The organism is Gordonia insulae, from assembly GCF_003855095.1.
GTDB lineage: Bacteria > Actinomycetota > Actinomycetes > Mycobacteriales > Mycobacteriaceae > Gordonia > Gordonia insulae.
On sequence record NZ_CP033972.1, the window covers coordinates 772,466 to 797,717 of the forward strand.

The window sequence follows — 25,252 nt, forward strand, 5'->3', positions numbered from 1 at the left end:
GCGGCCCGGGCGGCGTCAGCGGAAGTCGTCGAGGGCGCGGATGGCACGCTTCTCCGAGATCGGGTAGGCGGTACCGAGGCGCTGGGCGAAGAGCCCGACCCGCAGTTCCTCCACCAGCCAGTGGGCACGGTCGTTGAACGCGTCACGGCGACCTGCCGGCAATTGGTCGATGCGCCGATTCCAGTGCGCGATCACCCGATCGACGGCAGCGAGTCCGTCCCGATCGCGGGTCGTCGAACCGACCAGATCGGCCAAGCGGTTCTCGGCGGCCTGAAGGTAGCGGGGTATGTGCGTGAGGTGGATTCGCGGGGTCGCGGCGACGAACCCGTCGAACACCAGATTGTCCAGCTGCTCGGCGACGTCGTCCGCGGCAACCGAACCACTGACCTCGTCGATCTCCGACCGTAGGGGTGCGAGGTGCCGGAGCACGTCGGTCGCCATCCGGAAATACTCCGGGGCGGCGTCGATCACGGCCGGCCGCAGTGAGTCCCGCAGGCGGGCGAACTGATCGGGGGTGCGGATGGTGGTCAGGTCGCGGGTCGCCGCCAGGTCGCGAATGGCGCGCCGCGTGCAGTCCGCCACCAGCTCGTCGGGACGATGATACGGATTCTGGCTCAACGCAAGTCGGCCCTCGGGATCGAGAGTACCGGTGATCTTTCTGGACAGCGTGGGGATCGCCGACTCGAGCAGGACGACGACGGACTCCGCCAAACGGCGGTCGCGCTCGGCGGCATTCGCGAACTCGGCCGGCGCGACACCGGTCGCCCGGCCGGCATCGTCGCGTACCACCTCGAGTCCCGGGTGGCGGGTGATCGTCTGTCCGGCAACAGTGGTCGTGGTGGTGTCCTCGAGTTCGCCGATCCCGTCCGCGGTCCATGACGTGAAGCTCGCCCGGCGTCGCGGCGCGTCCTCGTCGTGATCGGCGAACCGCTTCTTCAGGTCGGCGAGCGACTTGCTGCCGGCGATCGTGGCTCCCGTGCGATCGATCACCGCGAAGTTCATCGTCAGGTGCCCGGGGATGCGGTCGGGTGCGAAATCAGCGGGGGACACCGTCATCGACGTGATCGTGGAGAGTTCCCGGGCGAGACCGGTCACCAGCGGCTCGGCGCGGGGCGTCAGGCGGGACAGCGCGAGATCGGCGAAGCGCTGGGCCGGAGCCATGGACTTGCGCAGTGCCTTCGGCAGGGACTTGACGAGTTCGGTGGCGAGTTCGGAGCGTAGTCCCGGAACGGTCCAGTCGAACCCGGCGGATCGCACATGATCGAGGAGCGGCAGCGGGATCACCACGGTCACCCCGTCATCGGGCGCGCCCGGCTCGAATCGATAGCGGAGTTCCAGCCGCGTCTCGCCCTGTTGCCAGGCACCGGGGAAATCCGTGTCGGCGACCGCGACGTCCGCGGCGACGTCCTCTCGGCGCAGGTCCAGCAGATCGGGCTGCTCTCGGCGCGTCTTCTTCCACCAGGTGTCGAAATGCCGTGCCGACACCACGTCGGCGCCTACCCGTGCGTCGTAGAAGTCGAACAGTTGCTGTTCGCTGATCACCACATCTCGGCGACGAGCACGGTGTTCGACGTCGGCGGCCTTCTCGAGCAGGTCGCGATTGCGATGGAAGAACGCGTGATCGGTGCGCCAATCGCCCTCGACGAGCGCATGCCGGATGAACATCTCCCGGGAGGTGAGCGGATCGATGGAGCCGAACGGCACACGACGCTGTGCGACGAGGGTCACCCCGTACAGCGTCACCCGCTCATAGGCCATCGCGGACCCGCGCTTGGCGGACCAGTGGGGTTCGCTGTACGACCGGCGAGCGAGGTCGCCCGCGAGTCGCTCCGCCCACAGTGGGTCGATCCCGGCGACCGTATGCGCGAAGAGCCGTGACGTCTCGACGATCTCGGCGGCCATGATGAAGGGGGGAGGCTTTCGGGACAGCGAGGAGCCCGGGAAGATGGCGACGCTGGTGTTGCGGGCGCCGGTGTAATCGCGGGTATCCCCCTGCCGCACGGCGATGTTGCCGAGCAGGCCGGCCAGGATCGCCCGGTGGATCGCGTCGCCGTCGCGGGTGGTCGGCGTTGCCGACCACTTGAGGTCCGACACGATGCGGGTCAGCTGACGATGGAGCTCCTGCCATTCCCGGATGCGCAGGAAATGGAGGAACTCACGCTCGCACTGACGGCGGAACTGGTTGCCGGACAGCTCTTGTCGTCGATCCGACAGATACGACCAGAGTTCCAGGTAGGTGAGGAACTCCGACCCCGGCACGACGAACCGCCGGTGCGCGGCGTCGGCGCCCTCGCGATGCTCGGCAGGCCGCTCCCGAACATCCGGGATCGACAGGGCGGCGGCGATCACCAGGACATGGTCGAGACAACCGCCCTCATGCGCGGCGATGAGCATCCGGGCCAGCCGCGGATCCACCGGAATCCGGGCCATGTCCCGGCCGACCGGGGTGAGGACCGGCTCATGATCGTCGCGGTGGGTTTCGCGGATCGCACCGAGCTCGGTGAGGACCGCCATGCCGTCCCTGATGGCGCGGGTGTCCGGCGGTTGGACGAACGGGAACGCCGACACGTCACCGAGACGCAGTGCCGCCATCTGCAGGATCACCGCGGCGAGATTGGTGCGCAGGATCTCGGGGTCGGTGAATGCGGGCCGGGCGTCGAAATCGTCCTCGGCGTAAAGGCGGATGCAGACGCCGGGGGCGACACGGCCGCATCGGCCGGCGCGCTGACGCGCAGAGGCCTGCGAGACCGGCTCGATCGGCAGCCGGTTGACCTTGGATCGCGTCGAGTACCGGGAGATCCGCGCGGTCCCCGTGTCGATGACATACCGGATACCGGGCACCGTCAGCGACGTCTCGGCCACATTGGTGGCCAGCACGATGCGCCGACCCGACGACGGGGAGAACACCCGCTGCTGATCCGCGATGGACAGGCGGGCGAAGAGCGGGACGATCTCGGCGCCGGCGGCAGCCCGATGACGGAGGGCGTCGGCGGTCTCCCGGATGTCACGCTCGGTCGGCAGGAACACCAGGATGTCGCCGCGGGCGTGCGACGCCCACAGTTCGCCGACGGCCTGATCGATCGCCTGCGCCTGATCGAGGTCACGATGATCGGAATCCGGCTCCCGGTCGTCGCCGAAAGGCCGGTAACGGACGTCGACGGGATACGCCCGCCCGGACACCTCCAGGATCGGTACATCGCCGGGGGCACCGGGCACATTCGGCCCGCTCGCTTCGCTCCCGGCGCCGGGTCGATTCGGCCCGCTCGCTTCGCTCCCGGCGCCGGGTCGATTCGGCCCGCTCGCTTCGCTCCCGGCGCCGGGTCGATTCGGCCCGCTCGCTTCGCTCCCGGCGCCGGGTCGATTCGGCCCGCTCGCTTCGCTCCCGGCGCCCGTTCGATTCGGCCCGCTCGCTTCGCTCCCGGCGCCGGGTCGATTCGGCCCGCTCGCTTCGCTCCCGGCGCCGGGTCGATTCGGCCCGCTCGCTTCGCTCCCGGCGCCGGGTCGATTCGGCCCGCTCGCTTCGCTCCCGGCGCCGGCAGTGGAGAAGTGGCGCGCGAACCGATCCGGCTCGATCGTCGCCGATGTGATGATCACCTTCAGATCGGGTCGTCGGGGCAGCAGACGTTTCAGGTAGCCGAGGATGAAGTCGATGTTGAGGCTGCGCTCGTGGGCCTCGTCGATGATGAGGGTGTCGTATCCGCGTAACAGTGGATCGGTGCCGATCTCGCGCAGCAGGATGCCGTCGGTCATCACCTTGACCAGCGTGTCGGCGCCCGAACGATCGGTGAACCGCACCGAGAAGCCGATCGCGTCGCCGATCTCGGTCCCGGTCTCGTCCGCGATGCGGCGGGCCACCGAACTCGCCGCGATCCGTCGGGGCTGCGTGTGCCCGATCGCGCCCCGCACCCCACGTCCGAGCTCCAGGCAGATCTTCGGCAACTGCGTCGTCTTCCCCGATCCGGTCTCACCGGCGACCACGACCACCTGGTGATCGGCGATGGCCGCGGCGATCTCCTCGCGCGCCGCGGACACCGGGAGGTCGGGCGGAAAGGTGAGCACCGGCAGCGCGGCGCGGCGACGGTCGATCCGCGCCTGCGCCTTCTCGACATCGGCGACCAGTGCGTCCCAGGCCGACTGCTTAGGCGACCTGCCGAGCTTCTCGAGCCGTCGGCGCAGACGGTGTGCGTCGACGATGGTCAGGTCGGCGAGCCGATCGGTCAGCGCTCGGCGGTCCTCGGTGGTCGGTGCGGGCATGATCTGTCCAGGATATTGGGTCGCCCGGGGTGGCCTCGCGCACGCCCGTTCTCAGTGATCTCGCCGACCTGAATCCCGCCGCTCGCGCCCGGGACGGCATGATTGGGGCATGGCAGGTTCACTGTGGCATGGTTTCGCCGACATGGGTTCGGTCTCCACCAAGGGTCAGTTCGTGGTGGCTCGCGGGCAGGGCACGCGGATCTGGGACACCGACGGTCGTGAGTATCTCGACGCGACGGCGGGGCTCTGGTTCACCAACATCGGACACGGACGCACCGAGGTGGCCCAGGCGGTCGCCGACCAGCTCGGTCGTCTGGCGCACTACTCGGGCTTCGGCGACATCACCGCCGACGTGACCGCGGAGCTCGCCGATCGCCTCGCCGCGATCGCCCCGGTGCCGGGAAGCAAGATCTTCTTCACCTCCGGCGGCAGCGACTCGGTGGACACCGCGGCCAAACTCGCCCGCCGCTATTGGCATGAGCAGGGCCAACCGGAGAAGAACATCATCGTGGGCCGGACCAAGGCCTATCACGGCATGCACGTCGCGGGCACCGCGCTCGCCGGGATCCCGCTCAACCGCGAGGGATACGGCGAGCTGATGGCCGACGCGGAGACGGTCGAGTGGGACAACGCGAAGAGCCTGCTCGGGCTGATCGAGCGCCTGGGCGCCGACCGGATCGCCGCCTTCTTCTGCGAACCGATCATCGGCGCCGGCGGGATCTATCTCCCCCCGGAGGGCTACCTCGCCGAGGTCCGGCAGATCTGCCGCGACCACGACGTGCTGTTCGTCGCGGACGAGGTCGTCACGGGCTTCGGCCGGATCGGCGGTGAATCCTGGTTCGCCTCCACCCGTTTCGACCTGGCGCCGGACATGATGACCACCGCCAAGGGCCTGACGTCGGGCTACGTGCCGATGGGCGCGGTGTTCATCGCGCCGCACATCGCGGAACCGTTCTATGCGGGCGGAGTCTGGTGGCGCCACGGCTACACCTACGGCGGGCACGCCGGTGCGGCGGCGGCCGCCATGGCCAACCTCGACATCATCGAGTCCGAAGGACTGCTCGCCGAGGCCGATCGGTTGGAGTCCGATCTGGCCGGGGCGCTCGCGCCCTTGGCCGAGCTGGATGCCGTCGCCGAGGTGCGGACCGGACTCGGCGCGGTGACCGCGGTACAACTCGCCGATCCGGCGCGGGCCGTGCCCATGGTGGGCGCGCTGCGCGAGCACGGCGTCAGCGGTCGGGCGGCAGGCCAAGGCGCGCTGCAGATCTCGCCGGCGTTCGTGATGACCACCGACGAGGTCGGCGAACTCGCCGATCGTATGCGGGCCGCGTTGTCCTGACCGACCGGACCGCGCCGACCGCGGTGTGACCACCACCGACAGACGACGACGCCCTGCCGAATCCCGGCAGGGCGTCGTCGTCGGTCAGTGCGTCTGGGTGTCAGACCGTTGCGAGCACCTCGGTGGTGGCGATCGCCTGCGCGACACCGGCCACGATCGAGGCGACCTTGAGCGCCTCGAAGATGACCTCACGATCGACGCCCGCCTCACGCAAGGTGTTCTCGTGCGCTCCCACGCAATGCTCACACCCGTTGATGGAGGACACCGCGAACGACCACAGTTCGAACACGGCCTTGTCCACGCCGGGGTTGCCGATGATGTTCATCCGCAGGCCGGGGCGCAGGTCGTCGTACTTGCCGCCGAGGAATCCGCGACCACGGTAGAAGACGTTGTTCATCCCCATGATCGACGCGGCACCCAGCGCTGAGTTGTAGGCCTCGGCCGACAGGATGTCGGCGGCCTCGTCGGCGATCTCGGCCAGCACCTTGGCATTTCGGGTGGCAGCCGCCGTGGACAACAGGGTGCCCCACAGTTGCTCCTCGTTCAGCGCGGTGGTCCGGCTGATCGAGCCGAGGTTCAGCTTCAGGTCCTTGGCGTACTCCGGGAGTGCGTCCTTGAGATTGTCGATGCTCATGCGGTCTCCTCTCAGACGCTCGCGGTGAGCAGTTCGCCGGCGTCGATGGTGGGATCGCCCTTCTTCCAGTTGCAGGCGCACAACTCGTCGGACTGCAGGGCGTCGAGGACGCGGAGGACCTCGTCGACATTGCGGCCGACGGACCCGGCGGTCACCGAGACGAACTGGATCTCGTTGTTCGGGTCGACGATGAAGGTGGCCCGGTCGGCAACCCCATCGGCATTGAGAACTCCTGCGGCGGTGGCGAGTTCACGCTTCAGGTCGCTGAGCATCGGGAAGGGGAGGGTCTTCAGGTCGTCGTGCTGGGCCCGCCACTGGAAGTGGACGAACTCGTTGTCCACCGAGGCGCCGAGTACCTGCGCGTCACGATCGGCGAACTCGTCGTTCAGCTTGCCGAAGGCGGCGATTTCCGTGGGGCACACGAAGGTGAAGTCCTTCGGCCAGAAGAAGACGATGCGCCACTTGCCGGGGTGGTCCTCGTTGGTGATCGTGGTGAAGTAGTCGTCGGGCTGCTGGGCGTCGACCTTGGAGAGGTCGCCCCCGATGACGGCGGTGAGGTTGTAGGCGGGGAACTGGTCGCCGATGGTCAGCAGAGCCATGCTCGTTTCGCTCCTAGATGCTCGAATCCTGGTGGTACGTCATGTGCGCGAATGTCTTCGTCGTCAGACATGCACCATCGTGCCGGAATCTGGGCGAAAGCGAAACGTGATGATAGGCACTATATTGATAGGTATGTCCAATAGAAGTCATCAGCCGTCGGTGACCGGCCTCCGGGCTTTTGTCGCGATCGCTCGACGTCGTCACTTCGGTTCTGCGGCAGACGATCTGGGGATCAGTCAGCCCACCCTGTCGCAAGCGCTGGCCGGTCTCGAATCGGGTCTCGGAGTGCAGTTGGTGGAGCGGACGACGCGGCGCGTCTTCCTGACGGCGGAGGGGGAGCGGCTGCTGCCCGGCGCGATCGCGGCCGTCGACGCGATCGACGATCTCGTCGCGCAGGCGATGGGCAACGGGGATCCACTGGCGGGCGTGCTGCGTCTGGGGCTGATTCCCACTGTGGCGCCGTACATCCTGCCGCGAGTGCTGCGTGGGGTGGGCGAGCGCCTGCCCTCGCTGCGGTTACAGGTGGTGGAGGATCAGACCGCCCGGTTGCTCCGCCAGCTGAGAGAGGGCTCACTCGACGTCGCGATCGTGGCATTGCCCACCAATGAGCGGGGGCTGGCCGAGGTGCCCATGTACACAGAGGATTTCGTGCTCGCGCTACCCGCCGACCATCCGCTCGCGGGGCGGCGTCGGGTCGATCCCGCCGCGCTCGCGGACCTGCCGCTGCTGCTGCTCGACGAGGGGCACTGTCTGCGGGATCAGGCCCTGGAGGTCTGTCGCCTCGCCGGTGTGCGCGCCGACGTCGGACAGACGCGCGCCGCATCGCTCGCCACCGCCGTCCAATGCGTGGAGGGTGGCCTGGGCGTGACGCTGATCCCGCAGACCGCGGTCGGGGTGGAGACCGGGAGCGGCCATCTCGCCACCGCCACGTTCACCCGGCCGCGGCCCGGGCGTCGGGTGGGCCTGGTGTTCCGTGAGTCGGCCGGGCGAGCCGACGCCTACCGCACCTTGGCCGGCGTCATCGCGGACCTGGTGGAGGCCGGCGACGACGTCCATCGGGTGCGGTGATCGTTCGACTTGACCAGAAGTGACCGGGCCGGACGACTATGGTGCGATCGGTCGGCTCAGTTGTTCCCATTCGTCCACGAGGCTGGAGTCGATGCCCCGCACCATCTCGCCGACGTGTTCGGTGATCTCGGTCACGGCCGGTGTGCTGACCGCGGTCGGAAGGCCCTGTCGCAGAACCCGATAACAGTCCGACAAGTAGCGAAGTACCACGCCCTCGCTCCGTGCGAGGCCGTACGCCGAGATCAGCTCGGTGAAGGTCATGGAGCGCTCGAGCATCTCACGCAGCACCGATTTGGGTGACGGCGGATAGGGCGACACCCAGGGGTGACCCTGGCGGTATACGCCGTAGGCATAGTCGATCTCCTCGGCGAGGGGACGTGGCCAGGTGATCTCCTCCAACCGGGTCATGCGCTCCTCGTACTCGACGCCGTCGGCCTTCATCTCGGCGATCGCCACATCACGCGCCGCCTTGCGCTGCGCGAACAGCAGCGGGCGGGGATCCTCGAGCGTCGATTCGAGCACGGAGACGACGTCGAGCGCGTACGTAGACGAGTCGGGGTCGAGGATCTCGAAAGCGGCCAGCGCGAACGACGACAGCGGGTTTGTCAGCGCGAAGTTCTCCGGCATGTCCACCGACAGCGCGACGTTCTTGCCGTCGATGTCGGGAGAATCGAGCTGCACCACGATGCCCGACTCACGCAGTCCCCGGAAGAGCTCGATGGTGTGCCGGATGTGGCGCAACTGGCGGTTGCGCGGTTCGTGACTGCCCTCCAACAGATGTCGCAGCGCCGCGAAGCAGTCCCCGGGCCGCGACAACACCTCCATGAGGATGGCGGTCGTCATCCGGAAGTGGGACCGCAGTGGCTCGTCGGGGGCATCGATGAGCTGGACGAACGTCTTCTCGCCCCAGGACACGAAGCCCTCGGGTGGCTTCTTGCGCACCAGTTTGCGGAGCTTCTTCGGATCGTCGCCGGCCTTGGCGACCGCACGCGCGTTGTCGACGTCATGGTCGGGGGCCTGCGCGACCACGTAGCCCACGGTGTCGAAGCCGGCACGTCCCGCCCGACCCGCGATCTGGTGGAACTCGCGTGCCCGGAGTCGGCGTACGCGGGTGCCGTCGTACTTGCTCAGACCGGCGAACAGGACGGTGCGGATGGGCACGTTGATGCCGACGCCCAGGGTGTCGGTACCCGCGACGACCTTCAGGAGACCTTGCTGCGCAAGACGTTCGACGAGCCGGCGGTAGCGCGGAAGCATGCCGGCGTGATGCACGCCGATCCCGGATCGCAAGAGTTTCGAGAGGGTCGCGCCGAAACCGGTGTGGAAGCGGAAGTCGCCGATCGCCTCGACGATCGCCGCCTTCTCCGCCTTGTCGGCGATCTTTGCGGACAGCAACGCCTGGGCCCGCTCGACGGCGGATGCCTGGGTGAAATGGACGACGTAGATCGGTGCGCGTCCGCGGGAGATCAGATCCTCGATGGTCTCGTGGATCGGTGTCATCGCGTAGGTGTGTTCGAGTGGCACGGGCCGCTCGGTGCCGGTGATCGCCGAGGTCGGGCGCCCGGTCCGCTGCCGTAGGTCGTCGACGAAGAAGGACACGTCGCCGAGCGTCGCCGACATCAACAGGAACTGTGTGCGCGGCAACTCGATGAGCGGGACCTGCCAGGCCCAGCCGCGATCGGCCTCGCCGTAGTAGTGGAACTCGTCGGCGACGAGTGTGCCGATGTCGCTGCGTGCCCCGTCCCGCAGCGCGAGGTTGGCGACGATCTCGGCGGTGGCGCAGATGATCGGCGCATCCGCGTTCACCGACGCATCGCCGGTCAGCAACCCGACTGATTCGGCGCCGAACATCGCGCAGAGTTCGAAGAACTTCTCGCTGACCAGGGCCTTGATGGGCGCGGTGTAGTAGGCCCGCTCGCCGCGGCAGCGGGCGAAGTGGATCGCACCGGCTGCGACGAGGGATTTACCCGATCCCGTCGGGGTCGCCAGGATGACGTTGCTGCCGGCGACCAGTTCCAGCAGCGACTCCTCCTGGTGTGGGTAGAGGTCGATGCCGCGGTCGTTCCACCAGTCGGTGAAGTTCTCGAATGCGGTGTCCTCGTCGGCGACGGGGACCAGATGGTTCGCCGTCTCGGTCAGATCGGCGATGGCCGACCGCCTGCATCGCCGCCGTCGTTCCCGCTGCCGTCATCGCCACGGAGCTGTTCGGCCAGGAACCGCTCGAGCTCGGCGCCGAGTTCGTCACCGCTGGGCAGATCCTCTTCGGCGGCGAGCAGTGACGCCCGTTCGGCCTGCGCCTGGGTGAACGTGTCGTACTGGGTTTCCAGGGCCGCCACCACCGACTCGATCTCGGCGTTGCCCGACACCTCGTTGTCGATCTGGCCGCGGACCTTCTCGGCCGCATTGTCGAGCGCGGCGATGGGCAGTGCGAGACCGGTCAGATCGCCGACGGCGTCCAGCAGACGAGCCGAGGCCGCCGGATAGTCGGTCTGCGAAAGATAGTGCGGCACATGAACGGACAGGCCTGCCGCACGATAGTTGTGCTCGCTCATCCGCAGCTCGAGGAGCATCGAGGCACTCGCCGGGAGCTTCATCGCCGAACCCCACCGCGGCAGGTCGCCCAGGCGGTCGGGGTCGCTGCCGTGGGCGGTGATCGACGGTGGCCGGGTGTGCGGCACCGCCATCGGGATCGCGTTCAGGCCGATGACGTCGGTGACGCCGAACTGCTCGGCGAGCCGGCGGACGGCATCGACGAACTGCTCCCATCGCAGGTCCGGCTCCGACCCCGCGAGAAGCAGGAACGGACGCCCGGCGGTGTCCCGGATGGCGTGCATGGTGAGAGTCGGCATCTCGATCTCGGTGAACTTGTCGCCGCTGAAGCTGATCGTCGGCCGGCGGGACCGGTAGTCGATCAGCTCGTCGGCGGAGAACGTCGCCACCAACTCGGAGTCCAGTGCATCGCGGAGGTGCTGCGCAGCCAGTGCGACGGCGTGCCCGGCGTCGGCGAAGCCGTTCAGGGCGTGGAGGAGCACCGGGCCGCTGCCCTCGTCGTTCGAGACCTGGGGCGCGGGGAACTCCAGCGAGTACAGCGCGCTGTGCTCGGGGGACCGCTCGTCCATGGGTCTTCCCTCCTCAAGTGGGTGTCTGTCGATTCTCCCGCATCGGTGGCCATCGGGGCCAATTTCGCAGTTGAATGCGGGGTCTGCCCGGTGCAACAAGCCCGCGTTGTCGACGATTCCCGCAGCGGCGACGAACTTCGGGGTGACGTCGGGGGGCCGGGGTGTCGGTGCGCCGACGTCGCGCCCGGCGATGGCACAGTAGTGCCCTGTGACATGTTCTCAACGCAGCCGGGTACGAGACGTGGGCCGCATCGGCCGGATCGTGCTGGCCGCGGCGTGCCTCGTCATCGCGGGATGCACCGTGGACGGTCAGGCGAGCGCGGGCGCGGTCGACCTGTCGCCGCGTGCGGTGCCGTCGACCGACTTCCCCGGCGGTTCGGCATCGCGGGTGCCGCCGCCGGCGGTACCCGGGGCGCTCGCCGATCTGACCGGCCGTCCCCTGCACGGTTCGGTGATCCCGGCACAGTGCACGCCCGCCGCGGTCAGCGCAGACGGTGCCGCTGTGCTCGTCGGACCCGATCCGGCGGCGTCGACCGCGACCTTCACCGAAGCGATCGTGCACGCCGACGTCCCGCTCGACGAGGTGACCGCACTGGCACGTCGATGTCCCCGGACGGCGTCGGGAAGCTCGCCCACCGCGATGTCGGCGGTGATCACCGAGGTGCTCCCGGCACCGCGGCGATCCGGGGTGGCGACGGGGGCCGAGCGCCGACAGCTCACCACCGGGGGAACCGGATCCTCGGCCATCACGACCTCGACGACGACGCTGCTCGCGCAGCGTGACGGCGTGCGGGTGATCGTCGAATACCGTCACCAGGGTGCGGCGCCCATGTCGGCGCAGGCGGGTGCCCGACTCGATGCCCTGTTCAGCCGGGCGGTCGACGCGGCATTCGGCTGACCCCGGCGGGCCCATCGGGGCGGGCCGGCCGTGCCGGTGGAATGCGCCGGCACATCGCACCAGCGTGATCTGTGGACGCCGGCGAGAACGTGGACAACCCGACGTCCCGGTCCGCGACGTCGGGGAGCATGGTGCCGGTGGTCCTCAGGATTGGCGCATGCCTTCCTCGCACAGCGGCCGCCCGCTCGCACCAGCCTCCCTGCTCACCGCCGTACCCGGGCTGCTCGGCTTCATCCCGGACCGGTCGCTCATCCTGATCGCGTTCGGCGACGACACGCGAACCGTGCGCACCGCGATGCGCCATGACCTGGTCCTCGACGACGCAGGCGAACTGGTGCCCACGCTGAGGACGGTCCTGACCGAGCTCGCCGAGGTGTGCGCACGCAACGATGTGCGTGCGGTCGTCCTGGTGATCGCCGACAACCGGTACCCGTCGGGGGACGACCGGTATCGGCGGGTGTGCGCGCTCGCGGACCGCCGGTTCGTCGATCTGGGCGGGATCGCAGCGGGGTTCGTGGTGCCCGAGTTCGTCGACGGCGCCCGCTGGCAGACCGTGTGGGGTCCGCGGCCGTCGCGGATCGGGGCATCGTTCGACCATTCCTCGCTCACTCCGATCGCCGGTACGGCGCCGACCCGCGGCCGGCTCGGCGACCCGCACACCAGCCCGACCGCGGTCCATCGCGCGGTGCACAGCGGGCGGCGGGTGCTGGCGAGACGTGCCGACATGGAGGAGATGCTCAAGTCCCTCCCGCATTGCGCGGGACCGCACCGCGATCCGTCGGACCGGGCGGACCTCGCCGCAACCGGGGACGGTGCTCTGTTACGGGCCGTCGTGGGGCAAGTCGTCGCGATCGCCGCACCCGGCGGCCGCGCCGAGCCGCCGGTGCTCGACTGTGCGACGGTGACGATGCTCGGCGTCGCCCTCACACGTCTCCGTGTCCGGGATGCCCTCCTGGCATTCGCGGTCACCGATCACCGGCACGCGGCCGAGACACTGTGGCGGGACCTGGCACGGCGACTGACCGGCACGCCGAAGGCGAGTGCGGCCACGCTGCTCGCGCACCTGCACTACATCAACTCCGAAGGCGGCTACGCCGGGGTCGCGCTCGACTGCGCACTGACCGCGGACCCGGTGTGGTCCTTGGCGAGGCTGCTCGACAGCGCGCTGCGCGCAGGGCTGCCACCCGACTCGCTCAAGGGGATGATCGACGACTGCTACGACGTCGCGCAGGAACTCGGTGTCCCTCTGCCGGCGCCGACGATCGAACGCGAAGTGGGTTGAGGGTCAGACTTTTTCGACGAACAACGAGTGCGCCATCTCCTCCGAGAGTTCGAGGCCTTCGTGGCCGGCCGAGCTCACCACGGCCTTGTCCGGCGTGATGGTGACGGTCACCCGGGCGTTGGGCACCACGCCGGCTTCGCGCAGATCGCCGATCAGGGCCTGATCGGACTGCGCGTGCTCGGAGAGTCGGCGGACGATGACGGCCACCGGTGCGCCCTGCGGGAGATCGGACAGCCGGGTGGCGGTGTCCGCCGGCGCGGCGTGTTCGACGCCGAGCAGGTCGAGCCCGGGGATCGGGTTGCCGTACGGCGAGGTGGTGGGGTTGTCGAGGACGGTGAGCAGGCGGCGCTCGACGTTCTCGCTCATCACGTGCTCCCAGCGGCAGGCCTCCTCGTGGACCTCGTCCCACGGCATACCGATGACGTCGACCAGGAGGCGCTCAGCGAGGCGGTGCTTGCGCATGACCGCAATCGCCAGGTCGCGACCCTTCTCGGTCAGCTCGAGGTGTCGGTCACCGGCGACCTGGAGCAGTCCGTCGCGCTCCATGCGTGCCACTGTCTGCGACACCGTCGGGCCGCTCTGCTCCAGCCGTTCGGCGATACGTGCGCGGAGGGGGACGATTCCTTCTTCCTCGAGGTCGTAGATCGTCCGCAAGTACATCTCTGTGGTGTCAACCAGATCGTTCACTGTGCGCAGTCCCTTCGTCTGCACCAAGGTTACCCTGACCGGGGAGTACGGCGGCCGTCCCGCGTGTCGCGAGGGTCGCGCGAGGCCGGTGGCCGGGTCGGTTGCCGCGTGTCGGCGAAGTTCGTCGGCTCCCCGCGCCAGGCACTAGCCTGAGGTCGTGACGCGGACGACGAGCGACGAGGCGGCGGCAGTCATCTGGAGCGAGGACTTCTTGTCCTACAAATGGGCTCACACCCACCCGATGAATCCGGTGCGGCTGGCCCTGACCATGACGCTCGCGCAGAGCCTCGGCCTCCTCGACGGAGTGGACAGTCGCGCGCCCCTCGACATCGACGACTCGGCGCTGACCGTGGTGCATTCCACCGACTACATCGACGCGGTGCGCGCCGTCGGCTCGGGCACCGCATCCCTGTCCGGTCCGTTGCTCGAGCGACTCTTCGGGCTCGGCGACGCCGACAACCCGGTGTTCGACGGCATGCACGAGGCCGCCCGGCTGTTGGTCGGCGGCACCCTCGCGGCGGCGCAGGCGGTCGGCTCGGGGTCGGTCCGACGGGCCGTGAACATCAGTGGCGGCATGCATCACGCGATGCGGGCGAGAGCCGCCGGATTCTGCATCTACAACGACTGCGCGATCGCGATCCGATGGTTGCTCGACAACGGGTTCGACCGGGTCGCCTACATCGACATCGACGCCCACCACGGGGACGGGGTGCAGGTCGAGTTCGCCGCGGACCCGCGGGTGCTGACCGTGTCCCTGCACCAGCATCCGGCCACCCTGTGGCCGGGGACCGGTTGGCCGACGGAGGTGGGCGACGACGCCGCGCAGGGCAGCGCGGTCAATGTGGCACTCATGCCCGACGTCACGGATCGGTTGTGGCTGCGGGCATTCCACGCGGTGGTGCCGTCGGTCCTCGAACAGTTCCGGCCGCAGATCCTGATCAGCCAGTGCGGCGTGGACAGTCATCGCGCCGACCCGCTCACCGACCTCGCACTCACCGTCGACGGACAGCGCGCCGCGATGCAGGCGATGCGCGGATTCGCCGAGAAGTACTGCGACGGACGGTGGATCGCGGTCGGTGGCGGCGGATACGGCGTGGTCAACGTGGTGCCGCGCAGTTGGGCCCACCTGCTCGGCGTGGTCCTCGACCGCGACGTCGACGTCGACACCACGATCAACGAATCCTGGTGTGCCACCGCGGAGGAGATCGCCGAACAGGTGCACTCCGACTACGCGCAGGCGCCGGTCGGCGTGATGGGTGACGGGGGAGACGTTGCGTTCGTGCCCTGGGACGGCGACACCGGCCAGGAGCCGCCGGAGGGCATCAGTGAGTCCGCACAACGTCAGACCGATCGCGCCATCCTGGCCACCCGTCGTGCCGTCTATCCCCTGCACGGCCTCGACCCGGAGGACCCGCGTGACTGATCAGGACCAGACCGAGGCATCCACCGCTGCTGCGGCACAAGCGAACCCGCCGGAAGCGGCGAGCGGCGAGGCGGCCGACCAACCGCAACCCCGTGACCCGTGGGCGTACCCGCGGCACTGGATCGCCGACGTCCTCGCGTCCGACGGCGGCGTGGTGCACCTGCGGCCGATCGTGCCCGACGATGCCGACCGCGTGGTCCGGTTCCACGGTGGCCTGTCCGAACGGACCCGGTACATGCGGTATTTCGGCCCGACGCCGACGCTGCCGCCGCGCGAGGTGGCGCGGATGACCACCGTCGACTATCAGAAGCGGGTCGCGATCGTGGCCGTGCTCGGCGGAGACATCATCGCGATCGGGTTGTACGAGGGTCTCGAGTTCGACGGCAAGCCGGAATCGGCGGAGGTGGCGTTCGTGGTGGCGGACGACCACCAGGGGCGCGGGCTCGGACCGATCCTGCTCGAACATCTCGCAGGGGCGGCCGCGGAGAACGGGTTCACCCGTTTCGAGGCCGAGGTGCTGAGCGAGAACCCGAACATGGTGGCGGTGTTCCGCGACGCCGGGTACCAGTTGTCGCGCAGCTTCGACGGCAGCACCGTGCACGTGGAGTTCCTCATCGACCCGACCGAGGCGATGCTCTCGGTGCGCAACGCCCGGGAGCGCGCCTCCGAGGCGCGGAGTGTGGCCAACCTGCTCCGGCCGGCGTCGGTCGCGGTGATCGGTGCGTCCACCGATCCCAAGAAGGTCGGCAATGCGTTGCTGGCCAACATCATCGCCGGCGGCTTCACCGGCCCTGTGTTCCCGGTGAACGGGCCGGGCAACGGCGACGGCGAGGACGGGCAGGACGAGGCGCCCGGATCGCACGGCCCGGGGCCAACGCGCAGCACGCCTGCTCAGCGTCGTGGTCATCCGCGGCCGCCGTCGGTGCGGGGCATCCGCGCCTACCGCACGGTGCGTGACGTCCCCGATCCGGTGGATCTCGCGGTCGTCGCCGTGCCTGCGGGCGTCGTCGACGACGTCCTCGACGACTGTCTGGTGAAGGGGGTCCGCACGCTGGTCGTGGTGTCCTCCGGGTTCGGCGAGGCCGGTGAGGCAGGACTCGAGAGCGAACACCGGCTCGTCGAACAGGTGCGGGAACACGGCATGCGGCTGGTCGGACCGAACGCCCTCGGGGTGGCCAACAACGACCCGACGATCGCGCTCAACGCCACCCTGGCGCCGCGCATCCCGGCGGCCGGGCGTGTCGGGTTCTTCTGTCAGTCGGGTGCGCTCGGTATCGCGATCCTGGACACCGCGGCGCGTCGGCAGATCGGGTTGTCGACGTTCGTCTCCGCGGGCAACCGCGCCGATGTGTCGGGCAACGACCTCCTGCAGTACTGGGATTCGGACACGACGACCGACGTGGTCCTGCTCTATCTCGAGAGCTTCGGCAACCCGCGCAAGTTCTCCCGGATCGCCCGACGGGTGTCGCGCTCGAAGCCGATCGTCGCGGTCAAGTCGGGCAAGGGGGCGATGACCGCGGCCCGTGCCGCGCGGTCGTCGGCGGCCAGCCTCGACGATCAGATCGCGCAGATGGTGCTCGAGCAGGCCGGCGTGATCCAGGTCAACACCATCTCCGAGCTCTTCGACTGCGCGACGGTCTTCGCCTACCAGCCGCTCCCGCGCGGTCCCCGCACCAGGATCATCGGCAATTCGTCGGTGCTCGGGAGTCTGGCCGCGGATATCGCGCGCGGCGGTGGGCTCGAAGTCACCGACGCCATCGACCTCGGGGCCGGCGCGACGGAGGACGAGTTCGAGTCCGCGGTGTCCGACGCGATGTCGGACCCGGCGGTCGACGCCGTGATCGTGGTCTTCGTCCCGCCCGTCGCGGTGGACGCCGACTGGCACGCCCGCGCGCTGATGGCCGCCGCGAACACGCCGTCCGCCGACGGTCCCAAGCCGATCGTGACGACCTTCCTGGCCGTGGAGGGCATCCCGCCCGGACTGATGAAGCCCGGGGCGAACGGATTGCCCGACGTCGGTTCCATCCCGTCCTACGCCAGCCCCGAGCGGGCTGCGAACGCCCTCGCCAGGTCTTGGCAGTACGCCCGGTGGCGGCAACGGCCCGAGTCGGAGGTCCACCGGCCCGACGACACCGATCCCGAGGCGGCGCGGATGTTCGTGCGCGAGTCGATGGACGGACCGGACGACGGAGCGGACTCGACCGGCGAGCGAACGCTGGGTCATGTCGAGTCGGCGACGTTGCTGGCCTGGTACGGGATCTCTGTCGTCCCGTTCCGCGAGGTCAGCACCATGCACGAGGCGTCTGCCGCAGCCCGGGCGATGGGCTTCCCGGTGGCGGTGAAGGCGACGTCGCAGACCTGGCGAGGACGGCTCGACCGTGAGGGCGCCCGACTGGACCTACCCGACGCGACCGCCGTGATCACCGCGTTCGCCGAGCTCAGCGAACTCACCGGGGACAAGATGCTGCACGTGCAGAAGATGGCGCCGAAGGGGATCGGGACGATGATCCGGGTGCGCGACGACCGCTCGTTCGGTTCACTGATCTCGTTCGGGTTGTCCGGGCGGACCTTCGACCTGCTCGGAGACCACGGTTATCGGGCCATCCCGATCTCGCCGCTGGACGCCGCCGAGTTGATCGACGAACCGCGGTCGTCCCCGTTGCTCGGCGGTTACGCCGGCGAGCCGCCGGTGGACCGCGACGCGCTCGCCGACCTGCTGCTGCGCATCTCCACGCTGGTCGACGACATCCCGGAGGTGCGTGAGGTGCTCTGCGACCCCATCCTGGCGTCACCGGACGGCGCGGCCGTGCTCAATGCCCTGATACGCGTCGGCCCGGTGCCCACACGTGCGGACACCGGACCGAGACGGTTGGGTTAGGGCGCGACCCCGATGATCAGCTGGCGTATGCGCGTAGCCGCTCGGCGCGCTCACCCTGGCGCAGCTTGCCCATGACCTCGCGCTCGATCTGGCGGACACGTTCCCGCGACAGACCGAACATGCGGCCGATCTGGTCGAGTGTCCGCGGCTGCCCGTCGTCGAGGCCGTAGCGCATCCGGATGACCTGCTGCTCCCGCTCATCGAGAGTGGCGAGCACCGAACGGATGTCGGAGTGCAGCAGTCCGGCGATCACCGCGTTCTCGGCCGAGGTCGCCTCGGCGTCCTCGATGAAGTCGCCGAGCGGGGCCTCCTCGTCGCTGCCGACCGGCATGTCGAGGCTCACCGGGTCGCGGCTGTGGTCGAGCAGGTCGGCGATCTTCTCCGCCGGGATACCCGATTCGTTGGCCAGTTCGTCGTCGGTGGCCTCACGCCCGAGCTGCTGATGCAGTTCGCGCTTGATGCGCGCCAGTTTGTTGACCTGCTCCACCAGATGGACGGGGAGGCGGATCGTGCGGCTCTGATCGGCCATGCCGCGGGTGATCGCCTGCCGAATCCACCAGGTCGCATACGTGGAGAACTTGAAGCCCTTGGCGTAGTCGAACTTCTCCATCGCACGGATCAGGCCGAGGTTGCCCTCCTGGATGAGATCGAGCAGCGGCATACCGCGGCCCGTGTAGCGCTTGGCCAGCGACACGACGAGCCGGAGGTTCGCCTCGAGCAGATGCGAACGGGCGTACTCGCCCTCACGCACGATGACCGCGAGGTCACGCTTCCGCGTCGGCGAGAGGCGCTTCTTGGTCGCCAGGAGGTGCTTCGCGTAGAGGCCGGCCTCGATCTGCTTGGCGAGCTCGACCTCCTGCTCGGCGTTGAGCAGGGCGGTGCGGCCGATGCCGTTGAGATAGACACGGACGAGGTCGGCGGCCGGGGACTGGGCGTCGAGATCCTGCTCCGTCATCGGGGGGCGGATCCTGGCGGATGCGGGATCGTCGGCGTATCCAGTAGTCGTGGTCGGGCGTGAAACTGTCGAGCGTGACATTCGGCCTCCTGACTTGAGTGCATTCATGGGGTTCAACGCGAACAGGTGGGCGAAAGTTCCCGGAGCCGGTGGTGCCGCGATGGCCGAGGAACGGTCTGACCTGGTCATTTCGGCGTCGAGTACGCCGACGTAGATGAGAAGTTGCTGAGAGTGTGATTCAGCGGGAACCGGGTTCGCGGTCGGTGCGCGGGGGATCGGTGGGTGAGTCGACCGTGGAGTCGACGATCCGGTGTTCGACGCTCGGTCGAGCACTGCTCAGCGGTGGCGGTCCGACGACCGAATGATCGGCGCCGTACTTGTATTGCGGGACCTCGCCGCGCTTGCGCGGCGGACGATCGTTGGCGATCAGCACCGCGACCCAGGGGATCGGGATCGAGATGGCCACGATCGCGAGTGCGAGCAGGCCGGATCCGGTGGCGCTGTAGACGATTCCGGCGATGACGAGCGCCGGCACACGGAAGGCCATCAACGTTAGGTACTTGCGCACGCGGGCCCGGTGCTGATCGTCGAGGGACTGCTGGGCCCCGGTGATCAGGAATGCGTCGGGGTCGGTTCCGTGCCCCGTCGATCCATCTCTGCCCATACTCTCCACCATCCCACTTCGTCGTCCAGGATGCACCCGTGGGTCCCGTCGTCGCGCACCGCCGGCGAGCCCACGGAAACGAGTGCACCAGGTATTCGGTGCGGTCGGCGTTCCGGCTTGGTCAACGGGCACCGTGGTGACGCACAATGGAGGCATGGGAACCGAGACAATCGAGCGGCCGGACCTCGACGAACGGACTGACGTCGACGAACGGCCGGACGCCGACGCCACCGACCGGGGTGATGACGACCGCCCCAAGTTCTTCCACTACGTGAAGAAGGACAAGATCGCGGAGAGCGCCGTGATGGGCAGCCATGTCGTCGCGCTGTGCGGAGAGACCTTCCCGGTCACCCGTTCGGCCAAGCCGGGATCGCCGGTCTGCCCGAAGTGCAAGAAGATCTACGCGCGGATGCGCAAGGAATGACGCTCCCGGTCAACTCGTCGGTGGTTCGGCCGGTGGGCGGTCGGATGCCGACGGGGGCCGGCCGCTGCGCTTGATCGGGCCGGAGGCCAGTCGGTCGGGCAGCGTCTTCAGCTGCCCGGTGATGTCCGAGGTCTGCGACGACACCCAGTCGCGCACGTGTGCCGTCGGCTTGGCCGGCCACATCGATTGGACGGCGGCATTGAATTCCGCGCCGGCGACGATGGCGAAGCCCAGGAAGAACGTGAACAGCAGGAACGCGATCGGAGTGGCCAGCGCGCCGTAGGTGTAGCCGGCCCGGGTGATCGCGGTCAGGTAGATGCGCAGGATGTAGCTTGCCACCCAGAAGAACACGCCGGCCACGATCGCGCCGCCGACGAGGCGATGCCACGGCAGCGGATTGGGCAGCGCCAGGTGGTAGAGGGTGGTCAGCACGATCAGCATGAGGGCGGCGACGAACGGGAAGTAGCCGTAGTCGATCAAGTTGGTGACGATGGGGTCCCACGAGTCGGGCACGATCTCGTGCAGGTAGTTGGGTCCGAGCGCCACCAGCGGCAGCAGGAACACCGAGACGATCAGGAATCCGATGTAGAGGAACAGCGCGAAGAAGCGCTGCCACACCGGGTTCCGGACCTCGTGTTGGTCGTGCGCGCGGACGATCGAGGCGACGAAACACGACACGGCCGACGACCCGGCCCACAGCGAGATGATGAAGCCCACCGAGATCACGCCGACCCGGCCCCGGCCGAGCACGTTGTCGACGGTCGGTTTGATGAGGTCGCCGACCACATTGTCCGAGAAGGTCCGGTTGGAGAACGAGATGATGCGCTCGTAGATGACGTCGACGGTGTCCGGGCCGAACCATCCGGACACGTAGCCGACGCTGCCGAGCAACCCGAGGATCAGCGGAGGCAGCGACAGGGCCTGCCAGAACGCCGCCTGGGCGGCCCAGCCGACGATGCCGTCGTCCCAGGCCTTCACGATCGTGCGCCACACCAGGCGATGCAGATTGGGCAGCACCGGCGGCCCGGGCTCGTGGGCATCGACGATCGGGTTGTCGTGGCCCGGGTCGCGGGACTTGTCGTGGTCCTCGGTGCGGTCGGACTCGGATCGTGCGCCGCGGTCGGGTGCGGGCGAGGGTTGGCGGGTGCGCCGGGGGCCGGCCGGGACGTTCTGACGGGGCGGTCGGGCCGCGAGCGGTGCGGTCGGCTGCGTGGTGTCGATGATCGGGCGGGTCGGTGCGGTCATGTTCGCCGTCGCTTCGCTCGCCCCGGTGCCCGGCGGCAGCCCGTCATCGTCGTGCGGCGGACGCCGATGCCCGGTCCCCGGATGCGCGACACCGGCCGACGACGTGCGGTCCTCGGTGATCGGTACGGGGTTACGGTTTCGACTGCGTATGGGTCCAGCATCCCTGATCACCGGAAGAATCGGGTGACCGGTCCGTCCATGGTGCGTCGCCGTGAGGGATCGGACACGCCGGAGGCCCGGGCGCGACGCGCCACGACTGCGCGTCGCCCGAGCCGTCGCGGGCGCTCCCCGGTACGATGGCGCAGGTCCCCTCGGGTCGCTGGATCACATGCGCGAGGGGATGTTTCATGCCAGTTCCCAACCCGGAATGAGATGTCCGGTCCGGATCGGAATACAGGTGTCAGGAGCAGTGCCGGAGTGACCTCAGCAGCCGAAGACCCGACAGGCGACGAACGGGCCATCCCGGCCGGTCCGCCGCTGCGCGCGTGGCAGCGACGTGCACTGACCAAGTACCTGACCCGCCGCCCCGTCGACTTCCTCGCGGTGGCGACCCCCGGCGCCGGCAAGACCACCTTCGGGCTGCGGGTCGCGCGTGAACTCCTCGACGACCGGACCGTCGAGCAGATCGCCGTCGTCACCCCCACCGAACATCTCAAGCACCAGTGGGCCGAGGCGGCCGCCCGGGTCGGAATCGCACTGGACTCACGGTTCCGCAACGCCACCGGACAGACGAGCTCGGACTACCACGGCGTCGCGCTCACCTACGCCCAGGTCGCCGCCCATCCGACGCGGCACCGCGTACGGACGGAGAACCGCCGCACGCTGGTCATCCTCGACGAGATCCACCACGGTGGCGATGCCAAGTCGTGGGGAGAGTCCATCCGGGAGGCGTTCTCCGACGCGACCCGGCGTCTGGCCCTGACGGGAACGCCGTTCCGGTCCGACGACTCGCCGATCCCCTTCGTCACCTACGAACCCGAGGCGGCCGGGGTCCTGCGGTCGAAGGCCGACCACAGCTACGGGTACGCCGACGCGCTCAAGGACGGCGTGGTCCGACCGGTGGTCTTCCTGGCCTACAGCGGCCAGGCCAGCTGGCGCACCAGTGCCGGTGAGGAGTTCACCGCACGCCTGGGCGAGCCGCTGTCGGCCGAACACACCGCACGCGCGTGGCGGACCGCCCTGGACCCGCACGGCGACTGGATTCCCTCGGTGCTGGAGGCGGCGCACACGCGGCTGCGGCAGCTGCGGGCCTCGGGCGTCCCGGACGCCGGTGGGCTCGTCATCGCCACCGATCAGACGGTGGCGCGTGACTATGCCGAACTGCTCACCGCGATCAGCGGCAGGAAACCGACCCTGGTGCTCTCCGACGATCCGAAGTCGTCGTCGCGGATCGCGGAATTCGCGGCATCCGACGACGAGTGGATGGTCGCGGTCCGCATGGTGTCCGAAGGCGTCGACGTGCCGCGACTGGCGGTGGGCGTATACGCGACCAGCTCGTCGACCCCGCTGTTCTTCGCCCAGGCCATCGGCCGGTTCGTGCGCTCCCGGCGGCCGGGGGAGACCGCCAGCGTCTTCCTGCCGTCCGTACCGGTGCTGTTGGACCTCGCGAGTCAGATGGAGGCCGAGCGCGACCATGTGCTGGGCAAACCGCACCGCGAGAGCGACGGACTCGACGACGCGCTGCTCATCGACGCGAACAAGCAGAAGGACGAACCCGGCGAGGACGAGAAGGCGTTCCAGTCGCTGCATGCCGACGCCGAGCTGGATCAGGTGATCTTCGACGGCGCGTCATTCGGCACCGCGACCTTCGCCGGCACCGACGAGGAGTCCGACTATCTCGGGCTGCCCGGACTCCTCGACGCCGATCAGGTCCGTGAACTGCTCCGCAAACGGCAGGCCGAGCAAGTTACCCAGCGGACAGCGGCAACGGGTGCGGTCGCGACCGAGACGTCGACGGTGCGCCCGGCAGGCGAGAATCTGCATGCCCTCCGCAAGGAGCTCAACACGCTGGTCGCGATGCACCATCACCGCACCGGCAAGCCGCACGGCATGGTGCACAACGAGCTGCGGACGCGCCTCGGGGGCCCGCCGACAGCGATGGCCACCGCTGATCAGCTCCGCGAGCGGATCTCCGCACTCCGCGAGTGGCGCTGAGGCACACGACACAGCAACAGGCACCGGGCGCGCGACCCCGATACAAGACAACCCGGATATGAGACGACCCGGATATGAGACGACCCGGCCGGTGTACCCGGCCGGGTCGTCTACTCGTTCCGATCAGACCAATTCGCCTGCGGACTCCTCCACGACGGTGGCGGAGAGCTCGACGAGCTTCGCCTCGTGTTCGTTGAAGTGATGACGGCAGAAGAGAAGTTCTCCGCCCGCGGGCAGCACGGCCCGTACCTTCGCGGCCGCGCCGCAGCGGTCGCAGCGGTCGGCAGCGGTCAGCGGCATGTAGATCGGGGGTGTGGTGGCGGTGTCTGACATGATTCCTCCGTCCCGGTCCGGCGTTCCGTTCCTTGCCGGTCGCCTTTCCCTTCGTGAGCCGACACATCGGTCTGATGCGTCACCCTCACCCTTTCAGACGTTTGGGGGTTTCGTATTGTTCCATGGGCCTCCCGGGTGTGTCGTCACTCACCCGTAACACGGTGGGCAACAGGGGCAACACGACCTCAATCGGGCGTTACGTTCCGGCACCGGTGGGCGGGCCGATCGTCGACGACGCCGGGAGTGTGGCTGCGGCCGCGGATCAGCCCGCGGCGACGGCGTCGCCGTCGTCGGCCTTGACGGTCCGGGCCTCGGCAGCGTCGACTTCCTGCTGCTCGCGCAGGCGGGACACCGCGTCGGACGACTCGTGCTCGCGGTCGGCCAGGTACTGGCGCAGCGAGTAGACGAACGCGGCGACCCAGGCGGCGACGATGAGCGTGTAGACGACGGTCTGGGCGACCGGTGGGACGTCGATGAGGTCGCTGCGGAACAGGCTGCGGACGTTGGTCAGGACGATCAGACCGCCGACCGAGGCGCCGAGCAGACGCGGAGGGATGTGACGGACCAGCCACGCGGCGATCGGGGCCGCGATCACGCCACCGACCAGGATCGCGCCGACCCAGGCGAAGTTGATGCCCTGGGACCCCAGGCTGAACAGGAAGCCGAGGCTCGCCGCCACCGCGATGATGAACTCGCTGGTGTCAATCGATCCGATGACCTTGCGCGGCTCCAGGCGACCGCTGGCCAGGATCGCCGGCGTACCGACCGGCCCCCATCCGCCGCCGCCGGTGGCGTCGACGAACCCGGCGACAAAGCCGAGTGGACCGAGGAAGCGCTTGCGCAGTGGCTTGCCGAGGTTGTGCTTGGGGATGCCCTGGAAGGTGAACCGGACCAGGATGTACAGGCCGAGCAGCAGCAGGATGATGGCCATCACCGGTGCTGCGGCCTCGGTCGACAGATTGGACAGGATGGTCGCGCCGAGGAAGGCGCCGATCGCGCCCGGCAGAGCGATCCGGCGGACGACCTTCCAGTCGACGTTGCCGAACTTCCAGTGCGAGACGCCGGACACCAGCGTGGTACCGATCTCGGCGAGGTGGACGGTCGCCGAGGCGGCCGCCGGATTGGTGCCGATCGCGAGCAGCAGGGTGGTGGTGGTGACGCCGTAGGCCATGCCCAGGCTGCCGTCCACGAGTTGGGCGGCGAAGCCGACGAGGGCGATCAGGACGATGGTTCTCATGAGTGCAGGGTGACTTTCCGGTCAGGGTGGCGGTGGCGAGAAGCGCCGCGGGAGATCA

The 25,252-nt window shown here is 68.9% G+C and carries 19 protein-coding genes; 8 read left to right on the top strand and 11 right to left on the bottom strand.

Annotation, left to right across the window (positions count from 1 at the left end; translation table 11 throughout):
* Positions 1 to 15: 15 nt before the first annotated feature.
* Positions 16 to 4,254 carry an ATP-dependent RNA helicase HrpA gene (gene hrpA, locus D7316_RS03655; RefSeq protein WP_232016744.1) on the bottom strand — a complete coding sequence of 1,413 codons (4,239 nt, stop codon included), beginning with the start codon at positions 4,252 to 4,254 and terminating at the stop codon, positions 16 to 18.
* Between the two features lie 109 nt (positions 4,255 to 4,363).
* On the opposite strand from hrpA, the gene D7316_RS03665 reads away from it, so the two are divergent.
* On the top strand, positions 4,364 to 5,593 hold the full coding sequence (locus D7316_RS03665) for an aminotransferase family protein (RefSeq protein WP_124707087.1): 1,230 nt from the start codon (positions 4,364 to 4,366) through the stop codon (positions 5,591 to 5,593).
* A gap of 100 nt (positions 5,594 to 5,693) precedes the next feature.
* Here the strand turns inward: D7316_RS03665 and D7316_RS03670 are convergent, their stop codons facing one another.
* Together D7316_RS03670 and D7316_RS03675 are read right to left on the bottom strand one after the other, a co-directional pair.
* The gene (locus tag D7316_RS03670) at positions 5,694 to 6,227 is read right to left on the bottom strand and encodes an alkyl hydroperoxide reductase (protein WP_124707088.1); all 534 of its coding nucleotides are present in this window, start codon (positions 6,225 to 6,227) and stop codon (positions 5,694 to 5,696) included.
* A gap of 11 nt (positions 6,228 to 6,238) precedes the next feature.
* On the bottom strand, positions 6,239 to 6,826 hold the full coding sequence (locus tag D7316_RS03675; RefSeq protein ID WP_124707089.1) for a peroxiredoxin: 588 nt from the start codon (positions 6,824 to 6,826) through the stop codon (positions 6,239 to 6,241).
* Between the two features lie 133 nt (positions 6,827 to 6,959).
* Between D7316_RS03675 and D7316_RS03680 the strand changes: the two genes are divergently transcribed.
* Positions 6,960 to 7,895 (top strand): hydrogen peroxide-inducible genes activator, encoded by a 936-nt coding sequence (locus D7316_RS03680; RefSeq protein ID WP_124707090.1) that lies wholly within the window; start codon positions 6,960 to 6,962, stop codon positions 7,893 to 7,895.
* Positions 7,896 to 7,931: 36 nt separating this feature from the next.
* Here the strand turns inward: D7316_RS03680 and D7316_RS03685 are convergent, their stop codons facing one another.
* Together D7316_RS03685 and D7316_RS03690 are read right to left on the bottom strand one after the other, a co-directional pair.
* Entirely contained in the window at positions 7,932 to 10,034 is a 2,103-nt protein-coding gene (locus D7316_RS03685) for a DEAD/DEAH box helicase (RefSeq protein ID WP_124707091.1), read from the bottom strand.
* Complete coding sequence (locus D7316_RS03690; RefSeq protein ID WP_124707092.1) at positions 10,031 to 11,014, bottom strand: PAC2 family protein; 984 nt, start codon at positions 11,012 to 11,014, stop codon at positions 10,031 to 10,033. Before D7316_RS03690 ends, D7316_RS03685 begins: the two co-directional genes overlap by 4 nt.
* A gap of 241 nt (positions 11,015 to 11,255) precedes the next feature.
* Here D7316_RS03690 and D7316_RS03695 point away from each other — a divergent pair, with 241 nt between their 5' ends.
* Positions 11,256 to 11,912, top strand: coding sequence for a hypothetical protein (locus D7316_RS03695; RefSeq protein ID WP_232016745.1), 657 nt, complete (start codon positions 11,256 to 11,258; stop codon positions 11,910 to 11,912).
* Between the two features lie 157 nt (positions 11,913 to 12,069).
* The gene (locus D7316_RS03700; RefSeq protein WP_124707093.1) at positions 12,070 to 13,194 is read left to right on the top strand and encodes a DUF4192 domain-containing protein; all 1,125 of its coding nucleotides are present in this window, start codon (positions 12,070 to 12,072) and stop codon (positions 13,192 to 13,194) included.
* A 3-nt stretch (positions 13,195 to 13,197) separates the two neighbouring features.
* On the opposite strand, the gene D7316_RS03705 is transcribed toward D7316_RS03700, so the two are convergent.
* Positions 13,198 to 13,881 carry a metal-dependent transcriptional regulator gene (locus D7316_RS03705; protein ID WP_124707094.1) on the bottom strand — a complete coding sequence of 228 codons (684 nt, stop codon included), beginning with the start codon at positions 13,879 to 13,881 and terminating at the stop codon, positions 13,198 to 13,200.
* 157 nt (positions 13,882 to 14,038) lie between these two features.
* Here D7316_RS03705 and D7316_RS03710 point away from each other — a divergent pair, with 157 nt between their 5' ends.
* A complete protein-coding gene (locus tag D7316_RS03710; protein WP_232016746.1) occupies positions 14,039 to 15,304 on the top strand; it encodes an acetoin utilization protein AcuC in 1,266 nt (421 codons plus the stop codon).
* A complete protein-coding gene (locus D7316_RS03715; protein WP_124707095.1) occupies positions 15,297 to 18,182 on the top strand; it encodes a bifunctional acetate--CoA ligase family protein/GNAT family N-acetyltransferase in 2,886 nt (961 codons plus the stop codon). The genes D7316_RS03710 and D7316_RS03715 overlap by 8 nt, the downstream gene beginning before the upstream one ends.
* A 16-nt stretch (positions 18,183 to 18,198) precedes the next feature.
* Here the strand turns inward: D7316_RS03715 and D7316_RS03720 are convergent, their stop codons facing one another.
* Both D7316_RS03720 and D7316_RS03725 read right to left on the bottom strand, forming a co-directional pair.
* A complete protein-coding gene (locus D7316_RS03720) occupies positions 18,199 to 19,218 on the bottom strand; it encodes a sigma-70 family RNA polymerase sigma factor (protein ID WP_124707096.1) in 1,020 nt (339 codons plus the stop codon).
* A 157-nt stretch (positions 19,219 to 19,375) separates the two neighbouring features.
* Entirely contained in the window at positions 19,376 to 19,801 is a 426-nt protein-coding gene (locus D7316_RS03725; RefSeq protein ID WP_232016747.1) for a DUF3099 domain-containing protein, read from the bottom strand.
* Between the two features lie 154 nt (positions 19,802 to 19,955).
* Between D7316_RS03725 and D7316_RS03730 the strand changes: the two genes are divergently transcribed.
* A complete protein-coding gene (locus tag D7316_RS03730) occupies positions 19,956 to 20,225 on the top strand; it encodes a DUF3039 domain-containing protein (RefSeq protein WP_124707098.1) in 270 nt (89 codons plus the stop codon).
* Positions 20,226 to 20,234: 9 nt separating this feature from the next.
* On the opposite strand, the gene D7316_RS03735 is transcribed toward D7316_RS03730, so the two are convergent.
* Entirely contained in the window at positions 20,235 to 21,470 is a 1,236-nt protein-coding gene (locus tag D7316_RS03735; RefSeq protein WP_124707099.1) for a YihY/virulence factor BrkB family protein, read from the bottom strand.
* A gap of 372 nt (positions 21,471 to 21,842) precedes the next feature.
* Here D7316_RS03735 and D7316_RS03740 point away from each other — a divergent pair, with 372 nt between their 5' ends.
* Positions 21,843 to 23,624 (top strand): DEAD/DEAH box helicase, encoded by a 1,782-nt coding sequence (locus tag D7316_RS03740; protein ID WP_232016748.1) that lies wholly within the window; start codon positions 21,843 to 21,845, stop codon positions 23,622 to 23,624.
* A 123-nt stretch (positions 23,625 to 23,747) separates the two neighbouring features.
* Here the strand turns inward: D7316_RS03740 and D7316_RS03745 are convergent, their stop codons facing one another.
* A complete protein-coding gene (locus tag D7316_RS03745) occupies positions 23,748 to 23,957 on the bottom strand; it encodes a DUF7455 domain-containing protein (RefSeq protein WP_124707100.1) in 210 nt (69 codons plus the stop codon).
* A gap of 262 nt (positions 23,958 to 24,219) precedes the next feature.
* On the bottom strand, positions 24,220 to 25,194 hold the full coding sequence (locus tag D7316_RS03750) for a sulfite exporter TauE/SafE family protein (protein ID WP_124707101.1): 975 nt from the start codon (positions 25,192 to 25,194) through the stop codon (positions 24,220 to 24,222).
* Between the last annotated feature and the right edge of the window lie 58 nt (positions 25,195 to 25,252).